This window comes from Marinobacter sp. Hex_13, assembly GCF_001566815.1.
In the GTDB taxonomy this organism is placed as follows: Bacteria; Pseudomonadota; Gammaproteobacteria; order Pseudomonadales; family Oleiphilaceae; genus Marinobacter; species Marinobacter salarius.
This window is the reverse complement of record NZ_LSMM01000061.1, coordinates 22636-37106: the sequence shown is the minus strand read 5'-3', so window position 1 is coordinate 37106 and position 14471 is coordinate 22636. Positions and strand designations below refer to the sequence as shown.

Sequence of the window (14471 nt, the reverse complement as noted above, 5' to 3'; positions counted from 1 at the left end):
GATACGATGGCCCGGCTTCAGAGTCAGCCATGAACCGCCGTATACGGAACCGTATGTACGGTGGTGTGAGAGGACGGGGGAGGTGACTCCCCCTCCTACTCGATTATGCTGAAATCAGAATTCACACGGCAGGAGGGCGGATGGCTCAGGAACTGGAAATCAAACTCAGCGTGGCGCAGCCTGATCTGGATCGAGTCGTTGACTGGCTATTGGGGCAGCCAAACACTTATGAGTCCGGGACCCTGCAATTGGGGAACACCTACTACGACACGCCCGATGGGGATCTCAACCGCCAGAAGATTGCCCTGCGAATCCGGAAGTTGGGTGACAGGCACATCCAGACCCTGAAAACCCGCGGTGAGTTCGTTGATGGTGCTCATCGTCGCCAGGAGTGGGAGTGGCCGCTGATCGGTACCACGCTCAATATGGGACTCATCGCGGACACCCCTGTGGGGCAGAGCGTGAACCTTGCCAGACTGCAGCCTGTCTTTGAGACCAACTTTCAGCGTCGTGTGGTTATGATCGAGCAAGGGGAGAGCCTGGTTGAAGTAGCCATTGATTCCGGGGAAATCGTGGCAGATGGGCAGTCCCGCCCGCTCAGTGAAGTTGAATTTGAGCTTAAGGCCGGAGATGCCTCGTTGTTACTGGCGTGGGCGCGACGTCTGGCGGATGAAGTGCCGGTGTTTCTGAACCTTGTCAGCAAGGCGGAGCAGGGGTACTACCTTGCGGGGCTCTATCACCCGGTTTCGAAAGCAGAGCAAAATGCTGAGTTGTCCGTGAATGAATTCCTCTTTCTCCTCAGCGTGTCATGGCTTACGGGGCAGTCCGCTCCCGTGAATGGAGACGATTTTCGAGCGATAGCTCGGATGGCCGGCGAGCGCGGCGTCGGGGAGCTTTACCAGCGTGTGTTCCGTTCGCTGGCTGAGGGAAACGCTATTGGCGATATGGCAAGCAGCAAGGAACTTGGCCAGTTGCAACTGGCCATAGCAGCGGCATAGTTTACGGCTGATCGGCCGCTTTGGAGACGTTGCTGTCCTCTTGAGTGGCCTGTTTTTGAAGGTTGTGCCATTTGTTAATGAAGTCGCGATAATGGGACAGGGCTTCTTTCACCACTTCCACGTCCGGGGTCTCACTGGACTTCACAAGAACGATCAGGCCCTTGCCTTCAATTTCCTTATCGGTGGGCGGGTGGCAAACGACTTCGTTGTTGTCGTCAATATAGGCGAGTGCGGTGCCGATGCCATGCCGAATCAGCGCGCTGACGATATCCGCCCAATTCAGGTCGTCCAGTTCAATTTCGTAGCGGTGGGGGTGGTCGTGTTGATAATTGAACAAGTCCTCAAGGACTTTCTCTGACCCCGGTGCGATGACCGAGCGCACCATGATCTCCGGATAGGTTCGAACCGGTCGGATAACGGTACGGACACCCGCAGAAGTAAAGCGATCCCGATTTTCATCCCGTACGCACTCCACCGTGACTTTCTGGCCAAGGTTGGACTCACTCAGCCTGTGGGCGATATCAAAAGTCAGGCTGTCGGAGGTCGGGTCGGATTCGTCGGCGGCCAGCACGATAATATGTCGGGCCGCACCAGCGTGCACTGCCTTGAGAGCTTCCGGGTCGCTACCGGAGCCATGGAAGTGAACCAGTCCGTTGTCTGCCAGTTCGGGCGGAAGCCCGTTCGGAAACTGGCTGGTCAGTATGATGATGGGGACGGTTTCATAGCCGGGGACGGCCCGCATCTGGGAGGCAAAGCGGGAAAAATACTGCTCCCCCCCTGTTTGCGGTGTGTTGATGATAACGATGTGGTCTTTCATGGCGTATATCCAACGTCCGGTTAAAATGCGTTCCCGGCGGTAGAACCGGTATTCTATGTAATCACTGACGATAAGCGTCAGCAGCGTGATGGCGGCAATGAACATCAGGAAAACGGTGCTGAGCCGTCCGATGATGGTTTGCGGCGCAAAATCACCGTAGCCCACGGTAACCAGCGTTGTCATGGTCATCCACGCAGACTCGAAGAGTGTGAGGTCCTCGGCCGCCCAGATGATCACCACCTGGGTGATCAACAGCCCGCCAAGAATGGTAAAAAGCCGCTTGATGCGTGACCGGATAATGCCAGACATGGGCAAGTGAGAAAGCTGGTGTTCCGGGTTCAGCCGCCGGCGATTCCTCTGCATCGGTTTCCTTACAACGGTTCAGTCGGGGGAGCGTTCGTTATACAGTACGGGAAATATAACAGAGACACAGGGGTTTGCATTATGTCCGAGCCTTGGCGCTCCTTACCGAAGAGTCTGGCAGATGAGGTTGGTGGTGTCTGGTCTTCGGTGTTTCCCGAGGGAGTGCCCAGTTTTTTGGGCGCTCAGGGCGGTGTTTCCGACGAGGATGTAGCCCAGGCCGTCGCGCGCAGCCTGTTTGTCAGGCGCACCCTTGAGCGCCATCCGGAGCAGGTCGCGGCGCTATGTCAGTCCCGCCCCCTGGCTGAGCCCACAACCTCGGATTACCTGCTTCAGCGCTGGCAGGAGTTTCTTTCAGAAGTGGTTGATGAAGGCAGTCTACAGTCGGCGTTGCGGCGATTCCGGACGGAAATACAGTTCCGGATTATCTGGCGGGATTTGATGCGGTGGGCCGATCTTGCTGAAACCATGGCGGCCACAAGTGATTTCGCCGATACCTGTATCCAGGGTGCCCTGGACTGGTTGTACGAAGACACTTGCGAACAATCTGGAACGCCGTGGGGAGTTAATCCTGCGACGGGTAAGGAAGGCCCGCAACCCCTGATTGTTCTGGGTATGGGGAAGTTGGGGGGGCACGAGCTTAACGTCTCTTCTGATATTGATCTCATCTTCGCGTTCCCGGGGAAGGGCGAAACTCGTGGCGGGCGCCGATCCATTGATAACCAGCAGTTTTTTATCCGCCTGGGCCAGAGGCTGATCCAGGCGCTGGACCAGATCACCGCAGACGGCTTTGTGTTCCGCGTGGATATGCGCCTGCGCCCCTATGGCCAGAGTGGGGCGCTGGCGTTGAGTTTTGCTGCGCTGGAAACCTATTACCAGGACCAGGGGCGGGACTGGGAGCGCTATGCGATGGTAAAGGCGCGGGTTGTGGCTGGTGATCAGCAAGCGGGACAAGTCCTGATGGATAGCTTGAAACCTTTCGTCTATCGCAAATACATCGACTTCAGTGCGTTTGAGTCCCTGCGTGCCATGAAGTCCATGATCAGCCGGGAAGTGCGCCGTAAGGGGCTGGAAAATAATATCAAGCTCGGCAACGGAGGTATCCGTGAGATTGAATTCGTGGTGCAGGCTTTCCAGTTAATCCGGGGCGGCCGGGAGCGGGAATTACAGCAACGGGAACTTCTGGTGATCCTGAAAGAGCTGGAAGAGCTGGAGCTGCTGCCGTCAGCAGTGGTGAAGGAGCTGAAGGAGGCCTATGTGTTCCTTCGCAATCTTGAACATGCCCTTCAGGGCATGGAAGACAAGCAAACCCAACTGCTGCCGGAAGACGATCTGTCCCGAGCTCGTGTAGCGCTGATCATGGGGTTTGATGATTGGGCGGCCTGCATTGCGGAACTGGAGAAGCATCGCGGACGGGTGGCCACGCATTTTGCGGATATCATCGCCATCGAAGATGAAGAGCACGAGGTGGCGTCGCTTGATGACGGCTGGCAGGAACTTTGGCTGGGTGAAATGGACGAGGAGGCGGCGACCGTCTGGCTCGATGAGCATGGTTTTGAGGACGCCGAAGGCAGCTATTCCGCCCTCAGCGACCTGCGTGGGACCCGCACCCTGCAAACGTTGCAGACTCAAGGTCGGCAGCGGTTGAACAAATTCATGCCGGTACTGTTGGAAGCGCTTACTCACGTGGAGGGGCCGTCCCAGACGCTGGCGCGGGTTCTCCAACTGGTAGAGGCGATCCTGCGCAGAACCGCCTACATGGTGTTGCTGCTGGAGAATCCGGGAGCCAGGACCCAACTGGTCCGCCTATGCAGTGAGAGTCCCTGGATCGCAAGCCAACTGGCGGAAACGCCCTTGCTGCTCGACGAGCTGCTGAACGCAGAGAGCCTGTACAGTCCGCCCGCAAAAACCGAGCTCCAGGATGACCTGCGCCAGCAAATGCTGCGGATTCCCTACGAAGATCTCGAGGAGCAGATGGAAACTCTGCGACACTTCAAAAAGGCTCACATATTGCGGGTGGCCGCCTCGGAAATACGGGAAACCCTGCCGTTAATGAAGGTCAGTGACTACCTGACGTGGATTGCCGAAGTGGTGCTGGACCATGTAGTCGACGTGGCGTTCGCGAATCTGGTCAGTCGCCATGGTTACCCCCGGCGCAAGGATGGTTCTGCCTGTGACACCGATTTCGCCGTCGTTGGCTACGGCAAGCTGGGCGGTATCGAACTTGGCTATACCTCGGACCTCGACCTGGTCTTTATCCACAATGCCGATCCGGAACAGTCAACGGATGGTGACAAGCCCATCGATAACGCCGTTTTCTACACTCGGCTCGGGCAGCGCATCGTACACATTCTCAACACCCAGACGCCGTCTGGCCAACTCTACGAAGTGGATATGCGCCTGCGACCATCGGGGAGTTCGGGGTTGCTGGTCAGTACCCTGTCTGCTTTTGAGAAGTACCAGCGTAAGGACGCCTGGACCTGGGAGCACCAAGCGCTGGCCCGTGCTCGTGGTGTGGCAGGCTGCCGGGAAACGTTGGAAGCGTTTGAAAAGCTGCGCGCCGACATCCTGTGCCAGCAAAGGGACCAGGGCAAGCTAAAAGAAGAAGTGGTCAGCATGCGCGAGAAAATGCGCACCGCCCTGGGCACCCCGCAGATCGAAGGTAAGGTGCCAGAGGTTTTCCATATCAAACACGACTATGGCGGCATTATCGATATCGAGTTCATGGTGCAGTACCTGATGCTGGCCTGTTGTTCCGAGCATCCGGAATTGACGCAGTGGTCCGATAATATTCGCCAGATGGAGGAGCTGGGCCGGGTGGAGGTTTTGCCGGTGGAAGACACTGAAAAACTCAGGGAAACGTTTATCACCCTGCGCTCCACCATACACCGGCGGGCACTGCAGAACCTGAACAGCCAGGTGGCGGGTGACGCGTTTCCCGAAGAGCGTGATTACATCCAAAGTATGTGGAATCGGGTTATGTTGGGGTGATTGAGAAGTGATGGAGGAGTGATGGAGGAGTGATTGCGCCCCTTCGTAACCCCGAGTTTTCCTGCTAGAATGCCGGTTTCCCGAATAGAGTGCTTTAGGAGCAGAAACAATGTCGATGGCTGATCGCGATGGCCTGATCTGGCTGGATGGTGAAATGGTTCCCTGGCGGGAAGCCAAAACTCACGTGCTGACCCACACCCTACACTACGGCCTGGGTTGCTTCGAGGGTGTTCGCGCCTACAGCACTGAAAAGGGTGCTGCGATTTTTCGCCTGGAAGATCACACCAATCGTCTTTTCCGCTCCGCCCATATCCTCAACATGACCATGCCGTTCAGCAAGGACGAGTTGAATGCGGCCCAAATCGCCGCAGTGCGTGAAAACAATCTGGACGAAGCCTACCTGCGCCCAATGGTGTTTCTCGGCTCTGAAGGTATGGGGCTGCGCGCAGACAACCTCAAGGTTCATGTCATGGTCGCCGCCTGGAGTTGGCCATCCTACATGTCACCGGAAGCGAAGGAGTTGGGCATCAAGGTCCGGACCTCCTCCTACACGCGGCATCACGTCAACATCACCATGTGTAAGGCCAAGGCCAACGGTAATTACATCAACTCCATGCTGGCCCTGAATGAAGCCATTGCCAGTGGCTGCGAAGAAGCCCTGTTGCTGGACAACGAAGGCTACGTGGCTGAAGGTTCCGGCGAGAATATCTTCATTATGCGTGATGGCGTGCTCCATACACCGGAACTGACGTCCTGCCTGGAAGGCATCACCCGCCAGACCATCCTGGATTTCGCGAAAGAGCTGAACATTCCGGTGAAAGAGCGTCGTATCACCCGGGATGAGGTCTATATTGCGGACGAAGCCTTCTTTACTGGCACCGCTGCAGAAGTGCTGCCGATCCGTGAGCTGGATGGCCGTTTGATCGGCGCTGGCAAGCGCGGCCCGCTGACCGAGAAGTTGCAGGGTATGTATTTCGATGCTGTGAAGGGCAAGAGTCCTGCGCATTCACACTGGCTGACAGCGGTTAACGGCTAACGCCGTGGTCCACTAACAACACCTGCAGGAAGAGCAAATGGCGGACGTTATCAAAGTGCCGGTCTCCTTCGGCGAAGTGCTGGACAAGATCACCATTCTGGAGATCAAGTCTGAACGCATTGCAGACGCGGAAAAGGTCAAAAATGTTCGGCTCGAGCTGGACGAACTGAGCGCCACCTGGAACGAGGCCGTTCAGGATCAGGCAGCCATCGCAGATCTGCGCAAGCAGCTTAAAGAAGTGAACGAGGCGCTCTGGGAAATCGAAGACGACATTCGTGATCAGGAAGCTGCTCAGGATTTCGGCGCAAAGTTTATTGAACTGGCTCGTGCCGTCTATGTCACCAACGACAAGCGCGCCGCTATCAAGAAGGACGTGAACCTGGCCCTGGGTTCACGATTTGTGGAAGAAAAGTCCTATCAGGATTACACCGCCCGCAAGTAAAGCGGTGCTTTCATTCGCCTGGATTGTCATACCCTCTCCCATCGCGGGAGAGGGTTAAAGAGAAGGCCCGAGAGAGCCGTAGACAGTGGCTCGGCATCAGTGCTGGGCAACCCACTGATCCAGCATCTCCGTCACGTCCTCCACCGTCACCAGTTCCATCGCCCCCTCGAATTCCGCCTTGGCGCCCCAGCGAGCCTGCTCAACGGTTTTTCCGGTAAACCGCTTCAACGCTTCCGGATATCGATTCACGCACCATTGCAGCGAGTTGTAAGGGCCGGAACGATTGGGATTGCTGGCCGCGAAAATACCCAGCACATCGGTGCCCATTGAACTGGCAATGTGGGCCGGCCCGGTATCCGGTGCGACGACCAGATCGGCGCGTTCCAACAGAGCGGTGAGCTGTTTCAGTGTATCCTTGCCACAGATGTTGTGCGCTTGTTCCGCCATAGCGTTTTCGATGTCTGTGCAAAACTCCGCTTCAAAGGGGGCGGGGCTGCCCACCAGAATCACCTTCATGCCGTGAGTGCGGATGGCGTGATCAGCCAGCTGGGCATAGCGCTCGGCAGGCCAGTTGCGAAGGGTGTGGCTGGCACAGGGGCTGATCACGAGGTTCCTGCGGTCCGTTGCGAGGTGCTGCCTGGCGAACTCATGATCTTCGGAGGCCAATGGAATGACCCATTTTGGTGCGGCGGGTTCCAGGCCAAGTGGCTCCAGGAAGCTTGCCAGGCAGTCCCGCACGTGCTGTTGCGCTGCCGGAGCGATTTTCCGGTTTATAAACAGGCTGTGAAGGTCCTTGCTACGGGCACGGTCGTACCCTACTTTCACCTTTGCCGGAATCATCGCCGCCGCCAGATTGGCCCTGAAGGCCACCTGCATATGCAGCAAGGCGTCAAATTTTCGGTTTTTCAGGGTGTTATGCAAGTCCGCATAACCTTTTCGACCGGCTTTCTTGTCGAAAACGACAAACTCGACACCCGGCAGGTCGCCAATCAGCTTTGCTTCAATCTTGCCGATTACCCAGGTGATTTTAATGCCGGGCACCTGTTCCTGAAGGCTCAATACCACGGGAATGACATGGGTGACGTCGCCAATGGCGGACAGGCGCAATATACAGATGGAGTTAATCAAGTTACGGTCCGTTTCAGGTTCAGAAAACATGTATGTAGAGCTTTGGCGTGATTCATTGATAAACTGCTGCGTATTCTAACCTACTCGCTGGTTATCGTCTCAGGGCGACCAGCGGTTCGTCTCTTTGGTTATTGGTTTGTATTAGGGTGAGCATGGCTGAGTCTGAAATTTGCGTCCGGGACAACCACTCAGCCTGCCTTCTCCATCCGGATTATCTCGGCCAGGTGTCAGAGGCTTGGTTCAGTCCTGAATACTGGGGAAAACTGGCACGTCCAGTCAGTAGCGGAGGACGTGGTGGCGCATGGTTTGTCGATGCCGACGGCCATCAGGTTGTGCTGCGGAAATACCTGCGTGGCGGATTGATGACAAGGCTCTCTAGGTCATCTTATGTGTTTCTGGGGGAACAGCATGTCCGATCCTTTGCCGAGTTTCGCCTGCTCAACTGGTTGACAGAGTTGGAGCTGCCTGTACCCAAACCGGTGGCAGCATGGTATCGAAGAATGTCGCCGTTACATTATCAAGCATCGATTATTATTGAGCGAATTGACAACACCGCGCCACTAGCTGACCTGATAGGATCGCTGGATGATAACGGATGGAGGAATCTCGGCGTGAATTTGCGCCGGTTCCACGATGCTGGAGTAAAACACGCAGACCTGAATTGTTTTAACGTTCTGGTGCGAGGGGATGAGTTCTTTTTGATTGATTTTGATAAGGGGCGGATTGTCCAGTCACCGGCGTCTGCGGGTTGGAAATCTGCCAACCTTGAGCGCTTCGCCCGGTCTCTTCGGAAACTGGCTGGCGCGAAAACTCAGGAGCGCGTCTGGTATTTTTTAATGAATGGCTATAACGGGAGTCAAGAGGCTTGAGTAATACGCAAAAAAACGGGCCGCTACCAGCTGTCCTTTGTCTGACTGACGCATGTGATCGCCCGGAAACCGAGCTATTCATTGGCCTTAAAAAAGCCGGGTATGATGTGGATGTAATGTGTAATCCGAAAGGGCAAAATTATCAGCGCCTTGTGGATGAGGGCATGGTCGCTCAACCGATGGCGCTGGAAGATCGCTTCGACAAGGTAGGCATCGCGGCTATCCGCGAGCAGTTGAAGAAGAAAGATTACGAGGTCATACACGCGTACAATCCTCGGGCCCTGGCCTGTGGCCTGACTGCCTCGAAAGGCACGGACATAAGGATCGTGGCCTATCGAGGTGTGATCGGGAACATCAGTTTTTTGAACCCCGAATCCTGGATAACGTTTCTGCATCCCCGGGTCAGTAAAATTGTGTGCGTCGCCGATGCAATTAAAGATTACCTGTCGAGCCTGAAGTTTTTGTGGATGCGTATTCCAGATTCGAAGCTCCAGCGGATCTACAAGGGCCATGACCTCGGGTGGTACCAGGCTGAGCCAGCTGATCTGGGGGAGTTTGGTATACCCGAGGGCGCCTTTGTGGTTTGTTGTACTGGTCGTAACTCCCCTCGCAAGGGCTACGACGTTCTTATTGACGCATTCTGCAAGTTGCCTGATGACATTGAAGCGCACCTGATTCTGGTGGGCGATATGGCTGAGAACAAGGATCTGCGAGCTCAGGCGGAGTCCACTAATCGTTCTGCTCGAATTCACTTTACTGGTTTTCGCAGGGATGCGCCGGCCATTGCGGCAGCCAGCAATGTCTTTGTATTGCCCTCCACGGAGCGAGAGGGGCTGCCTCGGGCTGTGATTGAAGCGATGGCCTATGGAGTTGCGCCGGTGGTGACAAGTGTTGGTGGCATGCCTGAACTTGTTGAGGATGGAGCCAGCGGGTTGGTGGTGGCTCCTGATCACTCTCAGGCCCTCGCGAGTGCCCTTGAGCGCCTGTATCGAGATGGCAGCTTGTTGCGCCAGTTGGGGCTTGCAGCCCGAGAGCGGATAGCTGCTGATTTTCATACCTCGCAAACTGTACAGCAGACCGGCGAGCTTTATAACGCTTTGACGGGCAGGTTCTGAATGCGTCGTTATCTTTTGTTTGTTAATCAGCCGTACTCGTATTCCATTCTGCGGCCTTTACAGGAAGAAATACGCAAACGGGGCGATGACGCCGCCTGGTTTGTAGCAGGCTGCTCTGCGGCGCCGCTGTTACCGGATGAGCACCGCCTGACAACTGTGAAGGGCGTGATGGAATACGATGCCTGTGCGACTTTTGCCCCTGGTGACTGGGTGCCGTATTTCTTTCCCGGAATCAAAGTTGAGGTATTTCACGGCCTCGCTCGAAACAAAAGGGGGCATAGCAGCGAGGACGAAAGTGATCACTACCGGATTCGTGGCTTTTTTGACCTCTACTGTACTCACGCGAGCAAAGACACCAAAAAATTTGGCGAGTTGGCACAGCAGTATAAGTATTTTTCGGTTGCCAAAACCGGCTGGCCCAAGTTGGACCCCCTGTTCGATAACCGGCATACCGGTGAACGTCTACGGAATGAGGGCGAGCGGCCCGTCGTATTTTTTGCATCCACGTTCAGTCGTTCCGTGACTGCAGCTCCCCAGTTGTTGAGCACTATCGCAAATCTGTCTCAAAATGATCGCTGGCAGTTTATCGTCACATTGCACCCCAAAATGGATCCGGCAATTACCGATCAGTACCGGGCGCTTGCAGGGCCAAACCTGCGTTTTGTCGAGAGCCATGAAGACTTGCTGCCGATACTGCCAGAGGCGGACGTGATGTTATGCGACACATCCTCCATCATGTTCGAGTTTATGTTTCTGGACCGTCCGGTGGTGACGCTCAACACAAAAATGCCGGGTCCATATCTGATTGACGTCAACTCGCCTGATCGGGTTGAGCAAGCGCTGGAAACAGCATTGGGTCGGCCCCCTGAACTGATGTCTGCGGCAAGGGCCCTGTGCGATGAACTGCATGGTTTTCGTGACGGCAAGTCCAGTGCTCGCGTGATCGATGCGGTCGATGAGTTCCTTACCGGTGAGAAGGGAGAGCTCAGGGGAAAGCCGTTGAATATCCTTCGAAAAATCAAAGTGCGCCGGCGCCTCAAGCGTGAGCTGAGGAAGTCGGCCGAGTACTGATACCTGTACTTCAAAGGGATAGAATCTATGCCGGATGGGATCTGCCCAGCCAAAGTCATCGTGCTCACGTTGGAACGGGCAAAAGCCCGGCAAGCCCGCATTAAGTCCCTTCTGGACAGTGCCGGAATTCCCTTTGAATTCTTTTGGGGGGTAGATGGCCAGCGCGATCCAAACCCCATTGAGCCGTTCTACGACGAGAAAAAAAGACTGAGGGTGAAAGGAGCTCCTTTAAGTCAGGGACAGCTTGGCTGTTTTGCCAGCCATTACAGAATTTGGCAAAAGTGTCTTCAGGAAAATCAGAATCTGGTAATTCTGGAAGACGATGTCATATTTGACGAGGGATTGTTCAAGATCTTTTTGAAGAATATTCCTGAATTACCTCAAGAGGCGGGGTGCGTCAGGCTGTTTGAAAACAAAACACGAAATCACAAGGCATTTGAGTACGCTCAATTGAAAGGACTTCGATTGCTTCGCTATACCAAAGGGCCTATGAGCACCATGGGGTATTACCTGACCCCAGGCGCCGCAGAAAAGTTTATCGAATCGCTGAGGCCGGTTTTTCTGTCGGTTGATATCTATATGGACCGATACTGGTCAAATAAGGTGTTGTGTTGTGGCGTTGAGCCGGGCTTTGTCTATCACGATCATCAGTTTGAATCGATGATCGGTTACACGGAAAAAACGCAGCGTAGAGCTATTGTTGTCACAATCCTCAGGGAGTTGTTTACTCTGGGTGAGCGGATTCAACGGTATGTTTACAATAGAAAATTTTGGTTGAAATAGAAGGTAATATGGGGATTCGAATAGGGCTTTCGGGTGATGAATGAAACAATACATGCCATTTGGTTGGGGAGTCGAATGCCACCATTGGCCCATGCCTGTATTGATGACTGGTCAAAGCAGGGCTACCACTACAGGCTTTGGACAGAGTCTGACCAGGCGATAAACGAATGGGTTGACTCCTGTGCCTTCGCAAAGGTGTGCTACCAGAAAAAGCTGTACGCATTCGTATCCGACTACCTAAGGTTGAAGGTCCTTCAGCGTGATGGTGGCCTATACCTTGATACCGACGTGACCATCCGAAAAGATCCGTTTCCGCTTTTTTCCGGCCTTCAGTTTTCCGTTGGTTATGAGAATCAGGATTTTCTTGGAACGGCGTCGATATATGCCGAAAAGAATTCCAGAATTCTGGCAGCACTGATTGATTTTTATGAAAGTGCGATATGGGAATCGCCGTTGTACATTGGCCCCCAAATACTGACCAGCTTACTGGTCGACAAGGGACTGCAAGAGCTTGAGCGTTGCAAGCTCTATCCCGTTGAATACTTCTATGGCTATCAACAGGAACCAATGAACTTCGTCGCTCCAGACAACAGCTATTTAATCCACTGGTTTCAGCATAGTTGGGGGCGCGCTCCCGGACTTGTTTTTTTGAAATCGAAGCATCTTGGTTTTTGGGGGCGACTTTATACCTGGCAGAAATACTTTTTTCGCGGTCGATCCTGACTTAACCTTCGGGTCTCAGGTCGCTCTACTTTTTGATATTTCTTTGACATTTTCCTGACACTGCTTCCACCCCGAATGCAATAACCTCCCGCTTAAAAATTCAGCCTTTTAAGTACGAGGATTGCATTCCAATGCCCGTAGAACGTTCTGGTAGTGCCAAGCCCAAATGCCACTTTGTTACGAGGGCGGGTGCTTATTTTCCTTTGTTGGTTGTTTTTTGTTCTGTTCTGCTTGTCGGTAGTCTATCGCGCTGTTTGCTTGTTCTATGGCAGTTCGACCGAGTGTCCGAGTCAGGCGTGTTCCCAAGTATATTCTTACATGGGCTGAGAGTTGATTTGATTCTCGCGGGGATGGCTGTGGCGCCGATGCTGTTGGTTCTTCCCATTTTAGGGAACCGATTTAACTGGGCTCTGTGGAAAAAGCTGACGTTCTCCTGGGCAATTCTGGTCATCGCGCTGATCATTTTTATGGAGCTAGTCACTCCTGCCTTTATCAACCAGTACGATGTTCGGCCTAACCGGCTTTTTATCGAGTATTTAAAGTATCCCCGGGAAGTGTTTTCCATGCTGTGGACCGGCTACAAGTCCACGGTATTCCTCAGCCTCGGGCTTACCGTTGCTGGTGTGGCCGTTTTTTGGAGAACATTACGCTCGTGGTTGGGCGCACCCCGGCCTTCAAGCCATAGAAAAGCACTGTTGATCTGGCCGCTGGTGGTCGTAACGGTATTTATGTGTGTGCGTTCGACAACCGGCCATCGCCCAGCGAATCCGGCCATGTTTGCTCTAACGTCAGATCCGCTGGTCAACTCATTGATCATCAACTCTACGTGGTCTGTTGCATTTGCCATCTACAACTTAAAGCATGAAACCGAGAGCAATCAGGCCTACGGGTCAATAACAGACGAGGTGATGTTGGATGAGGTTAGAAGTGCGCCTTGGCTGGAAGGTTACGAGTTTTCGTCTGACAACTACCCTACATTGCATCATCAAACTCCCAGCTATCAAAGGACGTCGCCCATCAATCTGGTGATTGTCCTGGAAGAAAGCCTGGGCGCAACATTTGTGGAATCCCTCGGGGGCAGGCCGGTTACGCCCAGATTGGAAGCATTGAAAAATGACGGGTGGTGGTTTGAGAGCCTTTATGCCACAGGAACGCGCTCTGTTCGCGGAATTGAGGCCGTCATCTCCGGGTTTCTACCCTCCGCATCGCGCAGTGTGGTGAAGCTGTCACTGTCGCAGTCGAACTTCTTTACGCTGGCCGGCCTTTTGGAACGCAAAGGCTATGACACCGGTTTTATTTACGGAGGTGAAGCGCATTTCGACAATATGCGGAGCTTTTTCTCAGGCAATGGCTTTCAGCATATTGTCGATCAGCTCGACTACGATAGCCCAACGTTCACAGGTAGCTGGGGAGTAAGCGACGAGGATCTGTTTCGGAAAGCGGATCAAGAACTGCGAAAACTGAACGCCGCCGGGCAGCCGTTTTTCAGATTGGTATTCTCCTCTTCCAATCACACCCCCTTCGAATTTCCAGATGGGCGGATCTCGCTTTATGACAGCGAGAAGAACACCGTCAATAATGCGGTAAAGTACGCTGATCATGCCCTGGGCGAATTTATTGCGACGGCACGCCAGCAGGACTACTGGGAGAATACCGTCTTCTTGATTGTGGCAGATCATGATGCTCGTGTATGGGGTGACGAGCTGGTTCCTATCAAAAACTTCCACATCCCCGGATTAATTCTCGGTGGCAAGATTGCGCCGCAGCGTATCAGAACCATGGTCAGTCAGATCGATTTGGCGCCGACATTGCTGTCATTGATGGGCATGGAAGCGGACCATCCGATGGTAGGGAGGGACATCACCAGGCACCCGGAAAAAGCCGGGCGCGCTATGATGCAGTTCAATGACAACTATGCGTGGATGGGAGGCGATCATCAGGTGTTGGTTCTCAGGCCGGATCAATCGCCCTTGAAGGGCATCTACGACCCCGGGTCGGGCAAAACGGAATACTCCGATGCCGAGCCGTCGCAGGCTGAATTTCAACGGGCTTTGGCATTTGCCCAACTGCCACTATGGCTTTATCGTGAGCAAAAGTATGATACCCCTGACGTGAATAAACCATAGCGACGGCGTTGC

At 54.2% G+C, this 14471-nt stretch carries 12 protein-coding genes; 10 read left to right on the top strand and 2 right to left on the bottom strand.

The features are described 5' to 3' along the window. Positions 1–140: 140 nt before the first annotated feature. Complete coding sequence (locus AXW11_RS15760; RefSeq protein WP_041336050.1) at positions 141–998, top strand: CYTH domain-containing protein; 858 nt, start codon at positions 141–143, stop codon at positions 996–998. A gap of 1 nt (position 999) precedes the next feature. Here the strand turns inward: AXW11_RS15760 and AXW11_RS15755 are convergent, their stop codons facing one another. Beyond that, positions 1000–2178 carry an ion channel gene (locus AXW11_RS15755; RefSeq protein WP_091644591.1) on the bottom strand — a complete coding sequence of 393 codons (1179 nt, stop codon included), beginning with the start codon at positions 2176–2178 and terminating at the stop codon, positions 1000–1002. An 81-nt stretch (positions 2179–2259) separates the two neighbouring features. On the opposite strand from AXW11_RS15755, the gene glnE reads away from it, so the two are divergent. The 3 genes from glnE to AXW11_RS15740 all read left to right on the top strand — a co-directional run bounded on the left by glnE (position 2260) and on the right by AXW11_RS15740 (position 6644). Then, positions 2260–5166 carry a bifunctional [glutamate--ammonia ligase]-adenylyl-L-tyrosine phosphorylase/[glutamate--ammonia-ligase] adenylyltransferase gene (glnE, locus tag AXW11_RS15750; protein WP_091644594.1) on the top strand — a complete coding sequence of 969 codons (2907 nt, stop codon included), beginning with the start codon at positions 2260–2262 and terminating at the stop codon, positions 5164–5166. Between the two features lie 109 nt (positions 5167–5275). Beyond that, positions 5276–6202 (top strand): branched-chain amino acid transaminase, encoded by a 927-nt coding sequence (locus AXW11_RS15745; protein ID WP_036203452.1) that lies wholly within the window; start codon positions 5276–5278, stop codon positions 6200–6202. A 37-nt stretch (positions 6203–6239) separates the two neighbouring features. After that, positions 6240–6644, top strand: a complete 405-nt coding sequence (locus AXW11_RS15740) for a DUF6165 family protein (protein WP_091644597.1) — start codon at positions 6240–6242, stop codon at positions 6642–6644. Between the two features lie 96 nt (positions 6645–6740). On the opposite strand, the gene AXW11_RS15735 is transcribed toward AXW11_RS15740, so the two are convergent. Next, positions 6741–7769, bottom strand: a complete 1029-nt coding sequence (locus AXW11_RS15735) for a glycosyltransferase family 9 protein (RefSeq protein WP_075195816.1) — start codon at positions 7767–7769, stop codon at positions 6741–6743. 155 nt (positions 7770–7924) lie between these two features. On the opposite strand from AXW11_RS15735, the gene AXW11_RS15730 reads away from it, so the two are divergent. From AXW11_RS15730 to AXW11_RS15705, 6 genes are all read left to right on the top strand, one after another. Then, positions 7925–8641 (top strand): 3-deoxy-D-manno-octulosonic acid kinase, encoded by a 717-nt coding sequence (locus AXW11_RS15730; RefSeq protein WP_041336056.1) that lies wholly within the window; start codon positions 7925–7927, stop codon positions 8639–8641. Then, the gene (locus AXW11_RS15725; protein ID WP_036203462.1) at positions 8638–9756 is read left to right on the top strand and encodes a glycosyltransferase family 4 protein; all 1119 of its coding nucleotides are present in this window, start codon (positions 8638–8640) and stop codon (positions 9754–9756) included. Before AXW11_RS15730 ends, AXW11_RS15725 begins: the two co-directional genes overlap by 4 nt. Then, the gene (locus tag AXW11_RS15720) at positions 9757–10827 is read left to right on the top strand and encodes a CDP-glycerol--glycerophosphate glycerophosphotransferase (protein WP_036203465.1); all 1071 of its coding nucleotides are present in this window, start codon (positions 9757–9759) and stop codon (positions 10825–10827) included. A 27-nt stretch (positions 10828–10854) separates the two neighbouring features. After that, a complete protein-coding gene (locus tag AXW11_RS15715) occupies positions 10855–11610 on the top strand; it encodes a glycosyltransferase family 25 protein (protein ID WP_036203468.1) in 756 nt (251 codons plus the stop codon). A gap of 36 nt (positions 11611–11646) precedes the next feature. After that, positions 11647–12333: a glycosyltransferase family 32 protein gene (locus AXW11_RS15710; RefSeq protein WP_036203471.1), complete on the top strand. Its 687-nt coding sequence runs from the start codon at positions 11647–11649 to the stop codon at positions 12331–12333. A gap of 131 nt (positions 12334–12464) precedes the next feature. Beyond that, positions 12465–14459 carry an LTA synthase family protein gene (locus AXW11_RS15705; RefSeq protein ID WP_041336062.1) on the top strand — a complete coding sequence of 665 codons (1995 nt, stop codon included), beginning with the start codon at positions 12465–12467 and terminating at the stop codon, positions 14457–14459. The last annotated feature ends 12 nt before the right edge of the window (positions 14460–14471 follow it).